Annotated in this window: 16 protein-coding genes; 9 read left to right on the top strand and 7 right to left on the bottom strand. The window is 58.0% G+C overall.

Annotated elements, in window-relative coordinates; all coding sequences use genetic code 11:
* Positions 1–148 precede the first annotated feature (148 nt).
* From Q0J85_RS13865 to Q0J85_RS13855, 3 genes are all read right to left on the bottom strand, one after another.
* Complete coding sequence (locus Q0J85_RS13865; RefSeq protein WP_294482723.1) at positions 149–877, bottom strand: type II secretion system protein; 729 nt, start codon at positions 875–877, stop codon at positions 149–151.
* Positions 878–972: 95 nt separating this feature from the next.
* Complete coding sequence (locus Q0J85_RS13860; protein ID WP_294482721.1) at positions 973–2,088, bottom strand: LacI family DNA-binding transcriptional regulator; 1,116 nt, start codon at positions 2,086–2,088, stop codon at positions 973–975.
* A 717-nt stretch (positions 2,089–2,805) separates the two neighbouring features.
* Complete coding sequence (locus Q0J85_RS13855) at positions 2,806–3,507, bottom strand: hypothetical protein (protein WP_294482719.1); 702 nt, start codon at positions 3,505–3,507, stop codon at positions 2,806–2,808.
* A gap of 679 nt (positions 3,508–4,186) precedes the next feature.
* On the opposite strand from Q0J85_RS13855, the gene Q0J85_RS13850 reads away from it, so the two are divergent.
* The 9 genes from Q0J85_RS13850 (at position 4,187) to Q0J85_RS13810 (ending at position 13,875) form a co-directional block, all read left to right on the top strand.
* Complete coding sequence (locus Q0J85_RS13850) at positions 4,187–5,551, top strand: replication-associated recombination protein A (RefSeq protein WP_294482717.1); 1,365 nt, start codon at positions 4,187–4,189, stop codon at positions 5,549–5,551.
* Entirely contained in the window at positions 5,544–6,101 is a 558-nt protein-coding gene (locus Q0J85_RS13845) for a 5-formyltetrahydrofolate cyclo-ligase (RefSeq protein WP_294482716.1), read from the top strand. Before Q0J85_RS13850 ends, Q0J85_RS13845 begins: the two co-directional genes overlap by 8 nt.
* Before the next feature lie 67 nt (positions 6,102–6,168).
* Positions 6,169–7,812: a ribonuclease Y gene (gene rny / locus Q0J85_RS13840; RefSeq protein WP_294482714.1), complete on the top strand. Its 1,644-nt coding sequence runs from the start codon at positions 6,169–6,171 to the stop codon at positions 7,810–7,812.
* 35 nt (positions 7,813–7,847) lie between these two features.
* Positions 7,848–9,008 carry an alanine racemase gene (gene alr, locus Q0J85_RS13835; protein ID WP_294482712.1) on the top strand — a complete coding sequence of 387 codons (1,161 nt, stop codon included), beginning with the start codon at positions 7,848–7,850 and terminating at the stop codon, positions 9,006–9,008.
* Entirely contained in the window at positions 9,005–10,402 is a 1,398-nt protein-coding gene (locus Q0J85_RS13830) for an aldehyde dehydrogenase family protein (protein ID WP_294482711.1), read from the top strand. The genes alr and Q0J85_RS13830 overlap by 4 nt, the downstream gene beginning before the upstream one ends.
* A gap of 16 nt (positions 10,403–10,418) precedes the next feature.
* Positions 10,419–11,735 carry a phosphomannomutase/phosphoglucomutase gene (locus Q0J85_RS13825; RefSeq protein ID WP_294482708.1) on the top strand — a complete coding sequence of 439 codons (1,317 nt, stop codon included), beginning with the start codon at positions 10,419–10,421 and terminating at the stop codon, positions 11,733–11,735.
* Positions 11,736–11,776: 41 nt separating this feature from the next.
* Positions 11,777–12,133 (top strand): hypothetical protein, encoded by a 357-nt coding sequence (locus Q0J85_RS13820; RefSeq protein ID WP_294482707.1) that lies wholly within the window; start codon positions 11,777–11,779, stop codon positions 12,131–12,133.
* A gap of 63 nt (positions 12,134–12,196) precedes the next feature.
* Positions 12,197–12,706 (top strand): NUDIX domain-containing protein, encoded by a 510-nt coding sequence (locus Q0J85_RS13815; protein ID WP_294482705.1) that lies wholly within the window; start codon positions 12,197–12,199, stop codon positions 12,704–12,706.
* A complete protein-coding gene (locus Q0J85_RS13810) occupies positions 12,703–13,875 on the top strand; it encodes an ABC transporter permease (protein WP_294482703.1) in 1,173 nt (390 codons plus the stop codon). The genes Q0J85_RS13815 and Q0J85_RS13810 overlap by 4 nt, the downstream gene beginning before the upstream one ends.
* A 150-nt stretch (positions 13,876–14,025) precedes the next feature.
* On the opposite strand, the gene Q0J85_RS13805 is transcribed toward Q0J85_RS13810, so the two are convergent.
* The 4 genes from Q0J85_RS13805 to Q0J85_RS13790 all read right to left on the bottom strand — a co-directional run bounded on the left by Q0J85_RS13805 (position 14,026) and on the right by Q0J85_RS13790 (position 21,034).
* Positions 14,026–17,976 (bottom strand): endo-1,4-beta-xylanase, encoded by a 3,951-nt coding sequence (locus Q0J85_RS13805; protein WP_294482701.1) that lies wholly within the window; start codon positions 17,974–17,976, stop codon positions 14,026–14,028.
* 37 nt (positions 17,977–18,013) lie between these two features.
* Positions 18,014–18,772 (bottom strand): type II secretion system protein, encoded by a 759-nt coding sequence (locus Q0J85_RS13800; RefSeq protein WP_294482699.1) that lies wholly within the window; start codon positions 18,770–18,772, stop codon positions 18,014–18,016.
* A 63-nt stretch (positions 18,773–18,835) separates the two neighbouring features.
* The gene (locus tag Q0J85_RS13795; RefSeq protein ID WP_367274667.1) at positions 18,836–19,636 is read right to left on the bottom strand and encodes a DUF1559 domain-containing protein; all 801 of its coding nucleotides are present in this window, start codon (positions 19,634–19,636) and stop codon (positions 18,836–18,838) included.
* A gap of 312 nt (positions 19,637–19,948) precedes the next feature.
* Positions 19,949–21,034, bottom strand: coding sequence for a GntR family transcriptional regulator (locus tag Q0J85_RS13790; protein WP_294482697.1), 1,086 nt, complete (start codon positions 21,032–21,034; stop codon positions 19,949–19,951).
* Positions 21,035–21,166 lie beyond the last annotated feature (132 nt).

Below are 21,166 nucleotides of genomic sequence, written 5' to 3'. Positions count from 1 at the left end.
CTGTTGGTGGCGCGGCAGCCGTCGAGCACCACCTCAACAGCCGGCAGCAGCGGAGCCAGAGCCGCGAGGAGGAGAAAAGTGAAGAGTTTGGTGAGTGACATGATGAACTGGCCTTTTCTGAATGATTGATAACACCGGCGGAAAATGGTTATTTCCGCTCGCCCGGATTCCATTTATTATAAGGTTTGTACTGTGGTTCTCCCCAGCTGAGACCGAGTTGATCGTTATTGTAAAGTCCCCGCGTGACGCCCGCCGTTCCCGGAGTCCCTGTGATGGAGTGGGCAAAGGAAACATGGCCGTCCAGCCAGATCACGTTGCAATCGCGTTTGTGGAACGGATACGCCTGGGGTTGCGAAGTGTCGGGAAGCGCTTTGGCGAAAAAGTAACCGCTCGGGTTCGAGGAGAGGTCGGTCGCAGCTTCAGCGAACATCACGGCCGTCGAAAAGTATTTGGCCCGCGCGACCTTGTAACCGCGCAGATAATCACGGTTGAATCCATAGGAAACGCGACAGGAGTCAAAGCGTTCGGAAATATTCGCTATGTTCAGATTGACGAAATCTTCCGGACACCACCAGAAATTTCGATTGGTCTGATTATTTATCGTGTATGGTTTCAGAAGTTGATGCCAGGTCGGGAATCCATTGTTACCGTTTTCAAATAGAAATCCGCCATTATTATCGACATACATCAGTGAGGCGAGTCCGATCTGCTTGGCATTCCCGGTGCATTTGGTTTTACGTGCCGAGGCTCGCGCCTGATTTAATGCCGGCATCAGCATGGAGGCGAGAATCGCGATGATCGCAATTACGACAAGAAGTTCAATCAATGTGAAAATGGAACGATGCGCTCTTCCTCTCTCTTCCCGTGAAACGCTCAACTGCCTGTTTCGCAAATGCGAAACGCGGTTCCCCGCTGCAGAAAAAACTTGTGTGTGTTGCATTTCTCTAACTCCTTTGGGTTGGTAGTTTTATTTCAGGAAAGCGTCCTGATGCTTTCTCGTTCAATGAGTTCGACATCCTGCACAACGTGGCGGGGAACATCCGATCTGCCGCCGAGGATCATCTGGAACATCCTTTCGATCAGCGCCTCGGAGTTTCCCAGTACGGTCGTGAGCGCGGGCCGGGAGAGACGGCCGTAACTCATCATATCCATTGCCGTGACAAGCGAAACGTCCGCGGGACAGCGCAACCCGCGCTCATCAATCGCGCGCAGCGCACCGTACGCCCCCGGAAATGTATCGACCAGAAGCGCAGTAAGTTCCGGATGATGTTCCAGCAGCTCCGCAGTCTGGTGATAGCCGGTTTCAACCGGATCTTTCCAGGAGGACGCCGCTATTTTCGACCGCAGCAGATGCTGCTGACGCAGCCCGTACTCCCGCAACGCATGATGGATGCCGCGGTCCGTTGCGGCAAGCCGCCCCGGCTCGTTCTCCACAAAACCGATTTTGCGATGCCCGCGGGCGAGCAGCGCTTTCATTCGCAGATAACCGGATTTGAAGTGATCCCAGTCGATCGTGCATAAGTTGCGGTAGATCGACACATTCTCCTGCGAAATCTGCAGCACGCAGGGGATGTTGAGAGCGTCGAGCTGCCGCAACACCGGGCGTGGCATTCCGGTTGCGGGCGGGATCATCAGAATCCCCTCCAGATCCGGGTTCTGCTGTATAACATGAAACAAGGTCGCGTAGTCCGTCTCCGCCTGCATCTTGAAGTTGATCAACCGCAAGTTCTGCTTCAATGCGAGCATCTCCGCAAAGTGAACCGCCTGCCACAGCGGATAGGCGAAGAAGTCCGGATATGCGATCATCACCGTCCGGCTGCCGTTTCGCGCCGCGCTGCTCTCGACCGTCTTGTCCCGCGGCGAGACGAAAGTCCCTTTGCCGGGTCGGCGCACGACATATCCCTCACGCTCCAGCTCCACCATCACTTTGTTCATCGTAGCCCGGCAGACGTTGAACTGCTTCGCCAGCGCCGTCTCCGAAGGCAGCCGCATATTGCAGTCACTGCGCCCGATTTGATCGAGCAGGCACGCTTTGAGTTCGTTGTGCCGGGAATTTTCGTTTTTGAAAACAGAACTTTGTATACTCATTTTGAAAAATCATTTTATATTGTCTAGACAGTATTAATTATACCAGAAAGGGCGTTTCATGTCAAGAGCAAAATGAAAAAAAGTGGGATTTTCTTTGCCCGGAATCTCCCGCAGTCTGCTTCCGAAACCACTTCTTCCGGTTCGGATCGCTGCATGGGGCAGTGTCTCCCGTTGACGGAATCCGGAAAGGCCGACGTTATTTGGGATCGGCGATTTCCCTTTGTTCGAGTTCATGCCGGAACTTCGTGCGGCGGTATTCCGGGCTGCCCGGTCGGGCGCAGACGCTGCAGTCCGGATCATGCGGGATGGGATGTTTCTGCTTGTGGAACTTGCAATCGGCAGAGTGCGTGATACAGTAACGCAAGACTCTTTCCGCCGTCGGCTTGCAACAATTCGAGTTGTCCGGGCAGGGGGGGAGGCGCAGATAACGGAAGAGTGGCAGGTATGAAATTTCCGCTCCGGATCATCGACCCGTTTGAGACAACCGATTCGACACGCTGATGAGATACTGCAATAGAACGATTTATGTGATACAACTACTGATAAATCGGTGACAATAAACTCATGAATCAATTCGCTGCCATTGATTGAGAGCTTTGGAAACCGACATCCGGCTTTCAAACAATGAAGCACTTATCCGACAGCGTCTTTCATGACCGATGTACTCCCTCCGGAACTGGACACTCCTCGTTGCACCTGCAACGCAAAAGAGGCGGTTTATTCCGGAAGTTTTTTCCCGGTCCAGGGGCAGTAGCGCCAACTGATGTGTGCGGGCTTCCCGTTCGGACATTTGCGCGGGACATAGAGGGAATTCAAGGGAAACTCGAATTCCGCCTGGAGACTCCGCCCCTCTTTCCCGGTCAGTTCGACGATCAGACCGCCGGGAAGTCCCGGATCCATCAGACGTTTCCGGTCGAGGGTCTGGTCGTTGAATACAAAAAATTGCAGATTATCTCCGAGGCTGCCGATGGTCGCCCCCAGCGCGGGCGCGATCGAGCCGATCAGCATTCGCACCGGCCGGGTGACGGATTGGTACGGTTGCAGAGGATGGCGCTCCCCCTCGGCGTCGACCCGGAAAAAACGGACCGTTTTCAACAGATAATTCCGGTCGTAATAACGGACCGGACCGATCGGGGGATAATCTCCCTGCACAATGGCGATAACGGTGAGATTTGCCATCGTCTGCTGAATTTGTTCCTGCTCTTCGCCCGGCAGCCGGGTGTCTGCGTTGCTCCCGGCGGTCCAGTATTCCGAGGGAATGTACCAGACAAAGGCGATATGATCCCGGGATTGGGAAACGTCTTGCTGCGTTTCGGCAATCAGCTCGTCCGGGTTGATCTGCGCGGCGGTTTTCCGTTCCACCGCCGCAACTTGAAAGCTCAGAGCCGTCAGGAACAGAGCAATCAGGATATGTTTCATGAGTTCCTCCCGCATTCCATATATTATAGCGGTTTCGAGAGGATTTTTCAACTGCTCTGATGGATTTTATCGGGGGATTTCCGGTCAAGGCATGCAAACGGAAGAGCTCCTGTGTCGGAAATGGGGGGATCCCGTCCGGCAGATTCGTCTGCGTCTGCATCAAACGAAACCATGCTCTCCCCGGCGAAATACATTCCGAATGGAAAGCGGGGTGCGTTGGAATTCTTTTCTGCAGGAGGTCGCTCAGAGGAACTGCTGCGGACGGTTGCTGTTTGCAAAGGGAAGCAATCCGTTTTTTTTTGATTTTTTTATTGAAATCCGGGAAAGCGATTTTTATTCTGCCGCAATTTGTGCTATAATATTAGCGGCGTTGAATTGTGCGCTTTTTTAGATAGCGGGCCGCTTCGGCGGGACTGCGGAATGACGAAGGGCAGTGCGGGGATCGCCTCGGTGCGGTCAAGGCATGATGAAAGGGTCACGGCGGAACAGCTCCGCCTTCACATAAACGCTCTCCTTTGCCGGAGGCGTGTCGTGACGAAATGGAGATGGAACCGATCCTTTCCCGGCAATGGAGGAGAGGTGACGGATTCCCGGTCTCTTCCTGTTTGACCAGCCTGATCAAGTTGTTTTGCGGTTCTTCGCGTGACGGGACGATCTGTTTGTTCGGAGAATCAGCGAGATGGAAGAGAGTTTGTTCGAGTGGAGTGAGGGTGCGGACACGGCGACGTCCGCCGGGGAGGATCTCCCCGGGGCGGATATGCCGCTGGCCGCGCGTCTGCGTCCCCGTTCGCTCTCCGAGTACATCGGCCAGGAGCATCTGCTCGGGGCGGGGTGTCTGCTGCGGCGGGCGATCGAGTCGGACCGCTTCAGTTCGATCATCCTCTACGGACCGCCCGGAACCGGGAAAACCTCGCTGAGTGAAATCATCGCGAATTTGAGCGGTTCGGTATTCGTCCGGCTTTCCGGCGTGACCTCGAGTGTGGCGGACATCCGGCGCGAGATCGCCGCTGCGGTGGCGCGACGCCGGGCCGGCGGGCGTAAAACCATTCTCTTTGTCGATGAAATTCACCGTTTCAGCCGTTCGCAGCAGGATTCTCTGCTGCCGGACGTCGAGAACGGGAATGTCCGTCTGGTCGGGGCGACCACGTTCAATCCGCAGTTTCACGTGGTCAGCGCGCTCCTCTCCCGGTCGCTGGTGTTCGAGCTGCGCCCGCTCGCGGAATCCGAAGTGCGCAGACTCATCGCCAACGCGCTCGCGGATGAGCGCGGATTTGCGGGGCGGAAGATCGAACTGGCCGAAGATGCGGCTTCGTTTCTCGCTTCGGTCTGCGAGGGGGACGCCCGGCGGACGCTCAATGCGCTTGAAATCGCCGTTTTGACCACTCCCGCCGATCCGGACGGGGTGGTCCGGGTGGGGCTTCCCGCAGTGGAGGCTTCCGTGCAGCGCAAGATGGTTTCCTACGGGGACGACGGTCATTACGATACGGCGTCGGCATTCATCAAGAGCATGCGCGGCAGCGATCCGGATGCGGCGCTCTATTACCTGGCGCTGATGCTTCAGGCGGGGGAGGATATCCGCTTTATCGCGAGACGGATCGTGATTTTCGCCTCGGAAGATGTCGGGAATGCGGATCCGCGGGCGCTTTCGGTCGCGGTCGATGCGATGCGGGCCGTGGAGATGATCGGGCTGCCTGAGGCGCGGATCATTCTCGGGCAGGCCGTGACCTACTGTGCGACGGCGCCGAAGAGCAACGCTTCGTTCCGGGCGATGGAGCTGGCGGCGGAGGATGTGGCGAAGAAACGGGTCCTGCCGGTGCCGTTTGCGTTGCGGGACGCCCATTACAAAGGTGCGGCGGCGCTGGGACATGGTGCGGGTTACGTGAATCCGCACTCCACAGGCGGGTTTGCGGTGCAGGAGTATTTGTCGGTGGAAAAGCGGTATTACGAACCGCTGGAAATCGGTTACGAGTCGAAAATCAAAGAGAGGATCGATTACTGGCGCAGTCTCCGGCAATACGGGAAAGAGGCGGCTGCGAATGGATAAGCAGGAGTTGCGTTCCCGGTTTCTGGCTTTGCGCCGGGCGCTCGGAGTCGAAGAGCGGCGGAAAGCCGATGCGGCGATCTGCCGGAACATCCGGAAAATGAGCTGCTTTCGAGCGACCGGCCATGTGGCGGTCTACGCCACGGACGGGACGGAACCGGACTTGAGCGCGCTCTGGAACGAGGAGGGGAAACGGTTTTATTTTCCGCGTTACGTCGCGGAAAGGAAAGAGTACGAGCTTGTCGGGGTGGATGATCCCGAAAGCGGGCTGATCCGGGCGAAGTTCGGGCTTCTCGAGCCGCGACCGGAGCTCCCGGCGGCGCCGGCCGGTATTCTGGCGCAGATGCTGTTTCTGGTTCCTGCGGTCGCATGTGACCGGCATGGGGTCAGGCTCGGGCGCGGCGGAGGGTTTTACGACCGGATGCTGGCTCGGGAGGGCGGGGCGGTCGTCGCGGTTGTCTACGGCTGCCAGATGGCTGATGATCTGCCTCAGGAGTCGCATGACCGCAAGGTCGGTTTCGCGGTGACTGAAGAAGAGATATTGGAGTTTTAATTATTGTTTTTTTATGAAAAAGGGGCGCTTCCGGGGGGAGGAGCCCGCAATGAAAAGGGATGAGGGAATGAACACTCTTTTGTGGGCAGCGGCAGCCCGGGTGCCGATTGATGTTGCGGAACCGGATCTGGTGACCGGGGGCGGACTGGTTTCCTACTGGGCGTTGATTGCGGTTGCGTGTATCTTCTGCGTGACGGGGGTCGCGGCCGGAATCATTTTGAACACCTGGATTCAGAAGATGCAGAAAGGTGCTGCGAGCAAGGCGGCCGACAAGATCCGCCAGGATGCGCAGCGGGAAGCGGAACATATTCTGCGCGATGCCCGGGTCTCCGCGAAGGGCGAGACGCTCAAAATGCGGGAGGATTGCGAACAGGAGATCAAGGAGCGCCGTCGCGAGCAGGCCGGCAACGAGAAACGGCTTGCGCAGCGCGAAGAGCTGCTTGACCGGCGCGCCGATTCGATGGACGCCAAGGCGAAGAATCTCGAAAAGCAGGAAAAGGAGATTGAAACGCTGCGCGAACGCCTCTCGAACCGCGAACAGGAGCTCTCGAAAAGCATTTCGCGGCAGATCGATGAACTCGAACGCATTGCACAGCTCGGACGCGAAGAGGCGCGCAGCATGCTGCTTGAGAAGCTCAAGAACGAGATCAAAAACGAATCCGGCATCATGGTCCGGAATCAGCTTGAAGAGGCGAAAGCGCGCAGCGAGCGCGAGGCGCGCCGGATTCTGACCTACGCGATCCAGCGTTATGCGAGCGACTGCACCTACGAGCGTACCACGGCGACGATCCCGCTTCCGAATGACGAGATGAAAGGGCGGATCATCGGCCGTGAGGGACGCAACATCCGGGCGATCGAGGCGGCGACGGGAGTGAGCATCCTGATCGACGATACGCCTGAGGCGGTGGTCATCAGCTGCTTCGATCCGGTTCGCAAGGAGGTTGCGCGGCAGTTGATGGAGCGGCTGATCAGCGACGGGCGGATTCATCCGACCCGCGTCGAAGAGCTCGCCAAGAAGATCGGCAAAGAACTTGAGGAGGAGCTCTACCAGGTCGGCGAGGCCGCCGTTCTCGAGACCGGCATTCAGGGGGTTTCGCCGCAGATCATGAAGCTGCTCGGACGTTTGAAATACCGCTACAGCTTTTCGCAGAATGTGCTGCAGCATTCGCTCGAAACCGCTTATTTCATGGGGATGATTGCGGCGGAGATCGGGCTCGACGAACAGAAAGCGAAACGGATCGGGCTCTTCCATGACCTCGGCAAGGCGATCGACCATGAGGTCGAGGGGCCGCACGCGCAGATCGGCGCGGATTTGCTGCGCAAGCACAACGAGGCGAAAGATGTGGTTCACGCGGTTGCGGCGCACCACGGCGAGATCGAGCCGGACAGTCTGTACGACATTCTCATCAGCGCGTGCGACACGTTGAGCGCATCGCGTCCGGGAGCCCGCAGTGAGACGACCGAACTCTATCTGAAGCGGCTCGAACAGCTCGAGTCGATTGCGCATGAATTTGCGGGGGTCGAATCCTGCTTTGCGCTGCAGGCGGGGCGCGAGATCCGCGTGGTGGTCGTGCCGGAGAAAGTCAGCGAGGGTGAGGCGCAGATTCTCGCCCGCGACATCTGCAGCCGGATCGAAAAGGAGATGACCTATCCGGGTCAGATCAAGGTGACGATCATCCGCGAAACCCGTTCCGTGGAGTACGCGAAGTAATTTTGTGGAAAGCCCGGCGGCACAGATGCTGCCGGATGGTTCAGACAGGCGCGGCGGAACGCGCGATGGTGGTGAAGATGAATCAGGAGAGTCGAGTCAATCTCGAAGTCGATTTGAGGAAACTTGCGGAAAACGTCCATGAGATCCGGCGGCGGGTCGCCCCCGCGAAGCTCATGGCGGTGCTCAAGGCGAACGCCTATGGGCTCGGTGTCCTGCCGGTGGCGGAGGTGGTGCGCGATGCCGGTGCGGCATGTTTCGGCGTGGCGGAGATCAATGAGGCGCTGGAACTCATTCCGCTCGGGCTGCCGGTGCAGATTCTCGGGAATCTGCTGCCGAACGAGATCGCTCCGGCGGTGGAACACGGCGTGGTCTGCCCTCTGAACGACTTCGGCATGGCGCGGAAGATCAGTGCCGAGGCGGTCCGGCAGAACCGGACGGTGCACTGCGCGGTGACGGTCGACTCCGGCATGGGGCGGCTCGGAATGCCTGCGGCGAATGCGGCGCGCGAGATTCTTGCGATGCGCGGCTTGCCGAATCTGGTGTTCGACTCGATTTATTCGCACTGCTCAAACGCCTTTTTGAGGCACGACGATTACACGCTCGGGCAGCTGGCGTTGTTCAAGGCGCTGCTGGCGGAGCTGGCGGCGGAGGGGATGACGTTTCCGGATGTTCACATCGCCGCTTCGGATGCTTTGAACAACTTTCCGGAGAGTACGAAGTTGCCGTTTACGCTTGCGCGCTGCGGGATCAATCTGTACGGTTATTACGATCCGGAGGTGCATCCGTCGATGCGGCTCTCTCCCGTGGTGGAGCTCAAGACGAAACTCGCCGCGGTGCGGACGCTGGCGGCCGGATCTTCAATCGGGTACGGGCGCATGCACCGTCTGCTGCGGGATACGCGGGTCGGGACGATCGCGGCGGGGTATGCCGACGGGCTGCCGCTGGCGCTGTCGAACCGCGGGTATGTGCTCGTGAACGGGCAGCTCTGTCCGGTGCTCGGCCGGATCTCGATGGATTACACGACGATTTCGCTCGAGAATGCGCCGGAGGCGCAACCGGGCGACGAGGTGGTCTGTGTCGGCACTCAGGGCGGGCAGCGGATCACGCTCGATGACTGGGCGCAGCTCAAGGGAACCCATGCCTACGATATTCTCTGTTCGATCGGTACGCGGGTCAGGAGATGCTATCTGCGATGAATATGGCGGAAAAGAGTTCCGGCCGGGAAGCGGTTCTGGCGGCGCTGGAGGCGAACCGGGAGTTCTTCCGGCGGGGGGGGCGTGACTCGGTGTGCCGCCGCCGGGAGATGTTGCGGCACATGCTCGATTTTCTGCGGGCGAACCGGGACAAAGTCTATTCCGCACTGAACGCCGATCTGCACAAGTCGGAGTTTGAGGCGGCGATGACCGAATTTATGCCTGCGTGCGACGCACTGCGTTTCATGATTCGGAAACTGCCGCGTCTCGCGAAGCCGAAGCGGGCGGGCCTTTCGATTCTGAATTTTCCGGCGAGCGGTCGGATCGTGCCGGAGCCTTACGGGCAGGTGCTGGTGTTTGCGACCTGGAATTACCCGTTGCTGCTGGCGCTCGAACCGGCGGCGGGAGCGCTCGCCGCCGGCAACCGGGTTGTACTCAAATTGCCGGATAAATCGCAGCGCACGACGCAGTTTCTGCGCTGGATGATCGAAGAGTGTTTCCCGAACGGCGAGATGATCGCCGTTCACGAGGAGCTTGCGTTCGACGAACTTTTGAACGAGAAATTCGACTACATCTTTTTTACCGGCGGGGAAGCTGCGGGGCGGCGGGTCTATGAAGCCGCCGCCCGGACGCTGACGCCGGTTACGCTGGAACTCGGGGGAAAGAGTCCCTGCATCGTCCGCAAGGATGCCGACCTTGCGCTCGCGGCGAAGCGGATCGCCTGGGGAAAGTTCACGAATGCCGGTCAGACCTGCATCGCCCCCGATTATCTGCTTGTGGAGCATGAGGCCCGGGAGTCGTTTCTGGTCGAGCTGCGGCAGAGCATCCGGGCGTTTTACGGGGATGATCCGGTGAACAATCCCGATTATCCGTGGATCATCGATGAGAAGCAGTACGAACGGCTTGCGAAACTCGCGGAACATGGACGGCTCGTCGCGGGAGGGGAACGCAACCCCGACCGTTTCTGTATCGCTCCGACCGTGATCGACGGGATCTCCCGGGATGATCCGCTGATGGAGCGGGAGATTTTCGGGCCGATTCTGCCGGTTCTGGAGTTTCATTCGGAGGAGGAGCTGCTTTCGATGTTGGTCGGGCGTCCGAAGCCGTTGGCTCTCTACTGCTTCGGGGGGAGCCGCGCATTCCGGAAGACGCTGCTTGCGGCCACGAGTTCCGGTGCGGTGGTGTTCGATGACGTGGTGATGCACTTCATCAATCCGGGGCTGCCGTTCGGCGGGGTCGGTGCGAGCGGCATCGGCCGTTATCATGGGAAATATACGTTTGATACATTCACTCATTACAAACCGGTGATGAAACAGTCGACGCTGATCGACTGGCCGGTCCGTTATCCGCCGTTCACCGGCTGGAAGCGGAAATTGATGAGTTTTTTAACCCGATAGAGGAAGGAGAGAAAACATGTCTGGAATTTTCAAAGCATACGATATCCGTGGAATTTACCCGGTTGACCTCGACGCCGCCATGGCTGAGAAGATCGGCCGGGCGTACATCACGTTCACCGGTGCGAAAAAAGTCGTGGTCGGTCGTGATATGCGTCCGCACTCGGAGCCGCTGTTTCAGGCGCTGGCGAAAGGAATGACCGAACAGGGCGCGGACGTGATCGACATCGGTCTCTGCTCGACGCCGCAGAGCTATTTTGCGAACGGCACGCTGAAAGCGGACGGCAGCGTGATGATCACTGCGAGTCACAACCCCGGCGAGTGGAACGGTTTCAAGCTCTGCAAGGCGAACGCGGTTCCGATTTCCGGCGCGACCGGAATCATGGATATTCAGAAGATCGTCGAAACTGAGGCGTGGAAAAAGGATGTAACTCCTGGAAAAATCACGACTTACGACATCAAGCCGGAGTATGCGGCATTTCTGCGCAAGTTTGCGAAGATGGACCGCAAGCTGAAAGTCGTGGTCGACTATGCGAACGCGATGGGGCTCTATGAGATCGGTGGAATTACGGATCTCTTCGACATCGTTCCGATGTACGACACGCTCGACGGCACGTTCCCGAATCATGAGGCGAACCCGCTGCATCTTTCGACGCTCGACGCGATTCGGAAGAAAGTGGTCGAGGTGGGCGCCGATTTCGGTGCGGCGTTCGACGGCGATGCGGACCGCTGCGGCTTCATCGACGACAAGGGGGAGGTCATTCCGATGGACCTCTTTACGGCATTGATCGCGCAGGACATCCTCTCGGACGGCCCCGCGACGATTCTGTACGATCTGCGCAGCAGCCGCGCGGTGCCGGAGTGCATCCGCGAGAATGGCGGCAAGGCGATCCAGAGCCGGGTTGGCCATGCGTTCATCAAGGCGCAGATGCGTGAGAACGACGCGGTGTTCGCGGGTGAACTCTCGGGCCACTACTACTTCAAGGAGAACTTCACGGCGGAATGCCAGGGACTTGCGCTCATCAAGCTCGCGAACCTCATCTGCAAGAAGAACAAGCCCGTGAGCGAACTCGTTGCTCCGCTGCGCAAATATTTCTCCTCCGGCGAGATCAACTCGAAAGTCGCGGATACGAAGCCGATTCTCGATGCGATCCGGAAACGCTATGCCGACGGCAACATGTACGAGCTCGACGGCATCTCTTCGGAGTATCCGCACTGGTGGTTCAACGTCCGCAGCTCGAACACCGAGCCGCTGCTGCGGCTGATTGTCGAGGCTGATACCGAAGCGCTTATGGAAGAGAAGCGCGACGAATTGTTGAAACTCATCCGCGGCTGAATGGTTCAGTCGTGCGAAATGTAAAGAAGGGATATGGAATCATGAAGAAGATCGCAATGACCCTCGCGTGTGCGTTCGTCGCGGCGGGAATGTTGACCGGTTGCGGCAGCAGCGTCGACGAGAACAAGACGCCCGAAGAGATCCGGCAGGAAATCGCGGACTGGGATGCCGCGAAGATCCAGAAAGTCATCGACGAATACTCCAAGGCGATCGCGGAGAAAACCAGCGAACTTGCCGCCAAGACCGATGAACTCAAGGAGATTCCGCTCACGGAGATGCTCGGCGACAAGGCCAAAGGCATCCAGGGCGATATCGCCGAGATCACGAAGTCGCTCGGCAAACTCAAGGACAACATGGCCGCCTATGCCGAAGGGCTCAAGGCGAAGACCGGCAAATAAGTTGACCTGACATCCGGTCCGGAGGCGGATTTCTCTCCGGACCGGACGATCTCCGGAGGCGGGATGGCGGAGTATTTCGACATTTATGATGAGGCGGGCAACCGGATCGGGCGCGCGCTGCGCAGCGAGTGCCACGGCAATCCGGCGTTGCTGCACCATACGAGTCACGTTGTGATTTTCCATCCCGACGGTGAGCGGCTGCTGCTGCAGAAACGCTCCAGGAACAAGGATATTCAGCCGGGAAAGTGGGATACCGCCGTCGGCGGTCACGTCGACTGCGGCGAAGATTACCTCACTGCGGCCCGGCGCGAACTGCGCGAAGAGCTCGGGGTCTCGGAATTTCCCGGCGAACTCCGGTATCTCTTCGACTCGAAGATCCGTAACTCGATCGAGTCGGAGGATGTGCGGGTCTACGGGCTCACGTTTGCCGGGCCGTTCCGGTTTCAAACCGAAGAGATCGACGAGATCCGATTCTGGACGAAAGAGGAGCTTGCCGATTTGGAGAACCGGAAACTCTTCACTCCAAATCTCGTCTCCGAGCTGGAGATGCTGCGGGAGCGGGGTTTTTTATGAGCGACGGCGCAGGCAGACCGCACTCGTTTTTCGCGGCGGCACGACGCCGTTTTTTCTCTGACGCCCAGGGGTGGTTCGGGGTGATCGGGATTCTGCTGCTGCTGATTCCGGCGATTGCGGCGCCGCTCCTCGCGAATGGACGCCCGCTCGTTGTCTGGGGCGGTGAAAAAGGGGTGTATTTCCCGTTTGCGGCGTTTCTGTTTGCGCCGGACTCGACGGAGTTTCTGATCGAGCAATTTTTCAATTTCACTCTTCTGTTTCTGCCGGTTGTGTTTGTGATCGTGTTTCTGGTCCGGCGGAAACTGCTGCGATGGATCTTCTGCGGCGTTGCGGCGCTGCTGCTGATTGTGCCGTTTGCGGCGGCGAAACCGCGCATTGACAAGACCGATTACCGCAAGGCGGTGGCGGAGGCCGGAGAGCGGGCGATTTTCGCCCCGATCCCCTACGGCCCTTTTGAGATTGTCGCAACTCCCTACGAGAAACCGAACCGGACTCACTGGCTCGGAACCGACGAGATCGGGCGGGACGTCGCCAGCCGCATGATCTACGGGGCGCGCGCATCGCTGGCGGTGGGTCTCTTCGCCACGTCGATCGCGCTGGTGATCGGGACACTGGTCGGGTTGATGGCGGGCTATTACCGGGGCTGGTTCGATCTGGCGGTCATGCGGCTGGTGGAGATTCTGCTCTGTTTTCCGACGTTCCTGCTGCTGCTGATTTTGATGTCGATTCTGAAAGACCGCAAATTCGAGCAATCGATTCTGGTGGTGATTGCCGTCATCGGCCTGACCGGCTGGATCGGTCTCACATTCCTCGTGCGCGGCGAGGTGCTCAAGCAGCGCGCGCTGCCGTATATCCAGAGCTGTGAAGTGGTGGGAATTTCGGCGTGGCGGACAATGACGGTGCATCTGCTGCCGAACATCACCGGACCGATCCTCATCAGCTTCACATTCGGGGTGGCGGGAGCGATTCTCTCCGAGAGCGGGCTGAGTTTTCTCGGATTCGGGGTGCAGCCGCCGACGGCGAGCTGGGGCGGGCTGCTGCGGCAGGCGTTCGACAACCCGCTCGAATACTGGCATCTGACGCTCTTCCCCGGCATCGCGCTTTTCATTGCGGTGCTCGCGTTCAACTTCACGGGGGAGGGATTGCGCAAAGCGCTCTTCCCGCGGTGATCTTTCGGAACACAGCTGTTCTCTCTTCCCGGTCGGGGGAATCGAACCTCTGATCCGGTCGTTGCCGTGTTTCGGAAAATATCCACTATCCGGACACAAAAAACGGGCGGGCGTTCCGTTACTGGAGCGCCCGCCCGGATCGTTCCCGGATCAGTCGAATACGATGAACGGGAACTTGTCCGGATTCTTGGCGTCGCCGATGCCCGGAGCGATGTGGATCCAGCCGTCACGGCCCTCACCGTCATTGTCGTTCACGAGCAGGTTGAACCGGAATCCGTTGCTGAACATCTCCGGCGTCATCCCGGCGGCCGCTTTCGGCAGCGAGAAATCATAAGTCGTGACGTTTCCGTTCCGCTTGGCCTTGAGACGGCACGCCTGTGCCACCACGGCCGGGTCGAACCCCGTGGGCGTCTGGAATACGTGGATTTCAGGTTTTCCGGAGTCGAGCAGCGAGAGTCCGAACTCCCAGTGTCCGATCTGGCCAGGAAGCTGGAACGCGAACTGGATGTTGTCGCCTTTCCAGACGCTGCTGCCGTCAAACGGCTGGCAGTGCTTGTCATCGGTCACGAGGGCGCGCAGATGGAGTCCGCCGTTTTCCTTGCCGAGGAACACTTTGGCGCTCAGATCATTCGCGTCGCGCCAGACTCGGAAGTTCAGTGCCGGATCGGCCGCCGTCAGCGATACGACCTGCGAACGGTCGGCGAGAACGAAGTCCGGAGCGCGGTTGAAATTCATCCCGGCCGGGATGGCGACCGCGGAGTTGATCGGAACAACAAACGTTCCCTGCCAGGGAGTTCCCTCGAGCGAGTAGGCCACGCGCAGCGAGGAGGCACTGCCGTATTCCGCCTTGAAATTTTTATCGACGGAAAGTTCAAATTCCGCTTCGACGGTCTTGCCCGCGGGCACGGAAATCGTCTGCTCCGGAACGGCCGCGTGGAACGAATCGGGCAGATTCTGCAGTGCGAGACGGAACGTCCGTTCGCTGCCGAGCGGATTGAACAGTTTCATGCGGAAGCGGAACGGACGATTCGGAATCGCCACTCCGGCCGAGGAGACCTCCAGCAGCCGACCGGCGATTTCCGCACTCTTTGCTCCGGAAAGACGCAACGTTTCCGGCATCGGTGAGAGGGTCAGAAGCGCCATCCCGTCGAGCAGTTCCTGCGGTTTCTCGTTGCCCATGATGTCGATGGTCGAAGCCGCCGTCGCATCGGATTTCACGACGAGCGTGAGCGACGAACCGAATCCGGACTCATCCCAGGCCGGGAGCAGCGTCTCTTTGCCGTTCGTGAATTCAAACGCCCAGAGATTCGTGCCGAGTTCAAACTGCCGGACGAACTTCATATCGCGATAAAGTCCGGCGAGCATGTTGTAGACCGAATAAACCGGCTTGGGCTGGAAATCGTTGGTGAGCATTCCGTAGTTGTGCTCCCCGTCAACCGGGTCGAATCCATCGTTGCGGAGATCGTACCAGGTGTAGCCGATGGCGCCGCGACTCCAGGCGAAAATCAGTTTCTTGAAGAGCGTGAGCGCCTGATTGCGTTCAGCGCCGTTCAGAGAGTGGATCGCCGTTTCGTTCGAGTACCACGGCACGGTGGTGCCGGTCTCCCTGCGCATCGGCAGAAACCGCTCGTCGACCACCTGCGCAAACTGCTGGAAAGAGCCGTGCTCATGGTAGGCGTGAACCTCGAAAGCACCTTTGGCGAGATTCAGATAATCGCGGTGGAACGTCGGACTCTTTTTTCCGGGATGGTCGGTCATGGTCGCGAAACCACCGGTCATGACGATCGCTTCAGGCACGTGGGTGGAGAGTTCCTCGTAGGTCGCTTTCTGGAGCTGGACGTACTCTTCGAGCGACATCTGATTGAAGCCGCCGAGATCCGGCTCGTTCCAGACTTCCCAGTAGCGGATGCGGCCGCGATAGCGGTCCGCAACAGTGCGGACATATTCGCGCCAGGCGTCAAGATCGGGCATGCTGCGGTTCCAGTCGAGCCAGTTCTTCGACTTCTGCCGCTCCGGCGTGGCCGCCCATTGTGCCGTGAATGCGAACATCGCCTGATGTTCGATGCCGACCATTTCGTAGGCATTCACGAGAAAATCCATTTTCTCGAAGTTCCAGACTCCGCGCTGCGGCTGGATTCCTCCCCATTCGATGCTGTCGCGCACGACTTTGACTCCGCAGATCGATGCGGCTTCCACTTCCCGGAGCTGATCGACCTGACTCCAGCGGCCGCTGTGCGTACAGACACTGAAAAGAAACCCCGGCGCACGTCCGGGCGTCGGTCCGGCCGGGTTCAGATAGGCGAAGCTGCGCGTAGTCCGGTTCTGCATCTGAGGAGCGGAATTTTCCGAAATGGTTGCCGTCACATCCCAGTGGCCGAACTCCTCCGGTTTCCAGGCCGTGGCGAAAGTGCGGGATTCCCCGGGCTGAAGTGCCGCAGTGAAGTTCTCCTCGTGCGTTTTCCCCGTGAAACTCTTGAATTGAAGAGAGATGGAAAACGTTCCGGCCTGATTCGAGGTGTTGGTGAAGCGGTATCGGAGCGCACCTTCTTCTCCGGTTTTCAGCACATGGATGGCGTTTCCGGTGAGAATGTCGAAATCCAGCGCTTCGATCAGCGGCTGTTCGACGCTGAGCGTGCTGCCGGTCAGAAGTGCCGACCCCGGCGTTGAACCGGAGTTGACCAGGGCGAAACGTTCGACCCGGATCGGGAGTTTCGCCGCAGCGAGCGTCTCATCCAGGCGGAAGACGAGGCGACTTCCTCCCTGTTTGAGCGGAAGTTCCGCGGTTTTGAACTGTTTGTTCGCCGCATCGCGAAACACCCAGTAGCAGCGGATATCTCCCGCATTCAGAGCTGCATCAAGCGTGAGCGCGACCGGACGCGACCGAAAAAAAAACAGAGAGCTCATCCGGTCATTGAACGAGGTCTCCCCCCGGATATCGCTGACCAGCAGTCCGTCCGGTCCGAGATTGGGCTGCCCGGTTCCCCAGAGCCGATGGAAAGCATTGGTGAGGTTAAAACCGTAGAGCGGGCGAGTCGCCACCGTTTTCTCTCCGCCGGAAACCGCTGCCGTGACCGAGAGAATCCGGAAACTGGCCTCGGGCACGGCCTGCGAATAGTCGACGCCCATGCCGTAGATTTTGAGCGGCTGGTCGAGATTCTTGTCGTTGTTGCCGCCCCAGCTGTTCTGCCAGCGCCCGGCGGAGACCTCCCAGGTTACCTCCTGGATGCCGCCCTGCGAAAAATCGACGCTCTTCGAGAACTGGAACGTCTCGTTGGTCTTATCGGTCAGGCGCAGTCCGATGCTGCGGACGGGGCAGCCAGCAGGCGCTTCGATCTTCGCAGTGACCGTGACTTTGGTGAATTCAGGCAGGGGGAGCGGGCGGTTGAACACCAGCTCGATGTATTTCGATTTGCCGGTCTCCCAGTTCACTTCGACGCCGTTGCCGGAAAAGGCATAGTTGGTCGGCGCCGCGCCGCCGGGAATGTATTTCTTGATTCCGGCGTTGAGATCAACCGCGAGCGCGGACGCCGCGGACGTCGCCGCCTTTGCCGCGATCGAGGGCTGCGCCGTGACCGAGAGGACCCGGAAACTGGTCTCGGGCACGGCCTGCGAATAGTCGACGCCCATGCCGTAGATTTTGAGCGGCTGGTCGAGATTCTTGTCGTTATTGCCGCCCCAGCTGTTCTGCCAGCGCCCGGCGGAGATCTCCCAGGTCACCTCCTGAACGCCGCCTTTGGAAAAGTCGACGCTCTTCGAGAACTGGAACGTCTCGTTGGTTTTATCGGTCAGGCGCAGTCCGATGCTGCGGACGGGGCAGCCTGCGGACGCTTCGATCTTCGCCGTGACCGCGACTTTGTCGAATTCGGGCAGGGGGAGCGGGCGGTTGAACACCAGTTCGATGTATTTCGATTTGCCGGTCTCCCAGCTCACTTCGACGCCGTTGCCGGAAAAGGCGTAGTTGGTCGGCGCACCACCGCCGGGGATGTATTTCTTGATCCCCGCATTCAGGTCGACCGTGAGCGGGGAAGCCTGAAGCATAGACGAAACCCCGACGAGAAGCAGTGCCAGGAGCGCTGCTGCGGAAAGATGGTAGTGTTTCATAATGATCTATGATTCCAACTGGTTGTGATTTAAGAAATTAAATGTACGGTGCATGCGACAGCTGGAAATTCACTTCCTTATAGCGCACGGTGGAAGCGTGCCCGTCGAACCACAGAACCGGCTTGGTCCGATTGTGGCGGAACGAAGCCGAATAACTGTCGAGATTCAGGCACTCTTTATCGATCCGGTTCAACGCGGCACCATCGACAATATTCGGCTGGATGGTATTGGGATTATCATCTGTCGGGCCGATTTCGGAGACGAACACAAGCATCGACGGCGTCGGCTTGGTGATGGTGCTCGTGCAGCTTCTGGTTGCGACCGATTCCGGTTTGACGTAGTAGGAGTTGTTCCCGCCCGGATCTTTCGCTGCCGGACTCATCCCGAATACGGCCGGGTTCACATCGATCTGGAAATCATTCATCGAATATCCGCAGAAGTCGAGTGTTCCGTCCGTGGGCAGGGAGGCGCACTTGAACACGCCGCCGTTGCGGATGTTCGCCGCTTCATTCCAGTCTTTGGGATCGGGATTCATACCGACATAAGGCGCAACTCTGAAGTACCACCATTGCTTGTTGAAGTCGAGATACACTTTCGGTTTGGCCGCCGGATAGTAGCCGTAATCCCCGGCATACTGGGCCAGACCGCCGAAAACCTGCTTGAGGTTGTTGATGCACTTCGCTTTCTTTCCCTGCTCGCGGGCGTTCTGCAACGCCGGCAGCAGCATCGAGGCCAGAATCGCGATGATCGCAATCACCACGAGGAGCTCGATCAAGGTGAACCATGATTTTCTCATGCTCTTTTCTCCTTCTTTATGTTGATGTTTTCAGGGGGAATCAAATTTTTGTATGACCGGAGATTATGGTTTTACTCCAGTCCAGTGGAGCTGGTCAATTCTGACGTCTTCCACATGACCGTCGAACCAGAGGATATTTTTGCGGCCTTTGTGACGGTAGGCAAATTCATAATAGCTGTATCCCTGCGGAGATGTTCCCGTGATGACGGGAACGGAGCTGGACGCGGTCGAGGAGTAACCGAGCTGGTTGCCATCCTGAAATGCGAGATCCGCAGCATCTTTCCCCTCGTCGAGCGCCCGTTCCGCGACGAACGGAATCGTCGAAGTGCGCGGTGCACATCCCGGCTCTGCCTTGGTGGTTTTCGCTCCCGGCTTGGTCGCGTAAATCGTGGTGGTCAGGCCGGCTTCACCCCGTTCTGCCACTGCCGGCGTGAAGCCGAACCAGACCACCAGCGGACCAAATCCGTACATCGAATAGCTGACCCGGTCGAGAAGCCCGGTGGTGGGCGGGGCGATCTCCGGACAGCGCAGCACGCCGCTTTCGCGCCGTTTGGCCGCAACGGCCCAGTCTCCGCCGGTGTAGACTCCATCCATCCCCAGGTACGGCATGGTCAGCCAGTGCCAGCCGCGTGTGTTGAGGTTGCCCATCTCCGCACTTTTGGCGGGCGGGAAGTATTCGTAATCACCCGAGTACATCATCAGGGCGTTGCCCACCTGCTTGAGATTGTTCGTACAGGCGGTTTTCCTTGCCGCAACCCTTGCCTGGCTGAGAGCGGGCAACAGCATGGAGGCGAGGATTGCAATGATCGCAATCACCACAAGGAGCTCAATTAGCGTAAATTTAGAAGTGTTATTGAACCGCATAATAGATAATTTGTGATAGTTGCAGGCGCTGTTTTTCATCTTGCGATCCTTTCCTTATCATGTCGTTATGCGTTTTGCTGATTCTGTATTGTTTTTCTTCTTCTGAATACATGACTCCTGTCGTCATGAAAACTCCTGATTTCGCGCAAAGGTGAAACAGGTTCGAGAACCTTTTGGATTTCTCTCTCCTCCGGTAAAACAGAGAAGAGGCGATAAATCAATTCCTGATGATTCATCTTTTTCGTAATCTTCCCGCTTTGTTCTCCTTGTTTTTCGTTTATAACTCGTATTATGTGAATAGGAAACCTGTCATCAAGATAACACTCCGAAAGAAGCCAACTTACCGGATGGAGACTTGGAAAGTTTCAGATTCCGGACGGACTTCCTCTCCAGCAGCCTCTGCGGAAACTCAATCTGCCGGGAGATATTCGTTTTGTGTTCCAGAATGTCCTTCGCCATCCGGGGGATGATAACCTTGTATTCATCCATTCCCGTATCGATCACGGTGAGCCAGTCCGAACCGGTTATGCAGCCGGAACTGATGAGCGACAGATCCTGAGGAACCCGTATCCCGTGCTGATCCAGACACCTGCGGGCCACGAGCGCACCGTTGGCGCTCACCGGAAACAGCGCGGTGAAATCGTATTTCCCGGCGGCGTAATCCGCGATGAATTTCTCGATCTGCTGATCCGGCCGATCACCCGGCTCCATTTCGCAGTCGAGAATCGTGATCTCGCAACCATTGGCGCGGGCGCAGCTTTCAAATCCCCGCCGGTAGGCTTCGACGGTATAGAGGTGCGGTTCGTTGATGAGGAGTCCGAGTTTGCGATGTCCCATCCTGATCAGATAATTCGCAATGTTCGAGCCGGCAGCGCTGTTGTCGCCGCACACATAGTTGATCTGCCGAACCGGAACCGAGTTCCGACTCAGAATCACCGGCGCCGGACTCCGGGAGATCGCCAGAATCTGTTCCGGCGTCAGGAGGTCATTTGCGATTCCGTCCAGAACGATGATGTCCGCATCGTAGTTCGCCAACGACTGTGTGATGTCCTCACGATAATCGTAACGTTCATGGACAAATTCAAATCCGTTCGCTTCCGCCCCGGCACGAAGCGTAGCTGCCATCAGGTCGAAGATCTCCGCCCGCCAGTTGTTCTGGAGCAGCAGCAGCCGCGGAGATGTCGTCTCCTTTTTGCAGACAAAGCTGCCGCGCCCGACGTAGGCTTTCAGCAACCCCTTTTCTTTGAGCAGGTTGATCGCCGGAGTCACTGTTGACTGGCTGACATTGTATTCCGCCATCAACTGCCGCACCGTAGGAAACGCTTCGCCATCTTTCATCGAGGCGATCCGCTGCCGCAGCCTGACGCAAAGTTCGTCGCTTTTGTTTGATTTCAGCATGATGTCGCCTTGTTTTTTAAATTGTATCGATCATGAATACATTTTAATTATACTAGAAAATTTAAAAAAAGCAATAGCCAGGAAGAAAAAAAAAACGTTTTTTCTGCAAAAAAAATAACGGGAGCGAATCGG

The organism is uncultured Victivallis sp., from assembly GCA_944389935.1.
Classification (GTDB): Bacteria; Verrucomicrobiota; Lentisphaeria; order Victivallales; family Victivallaceae; genus Victivallis.
This window is presented reverse-complemented; position numbering and strand designations above follow the sequence as displayed.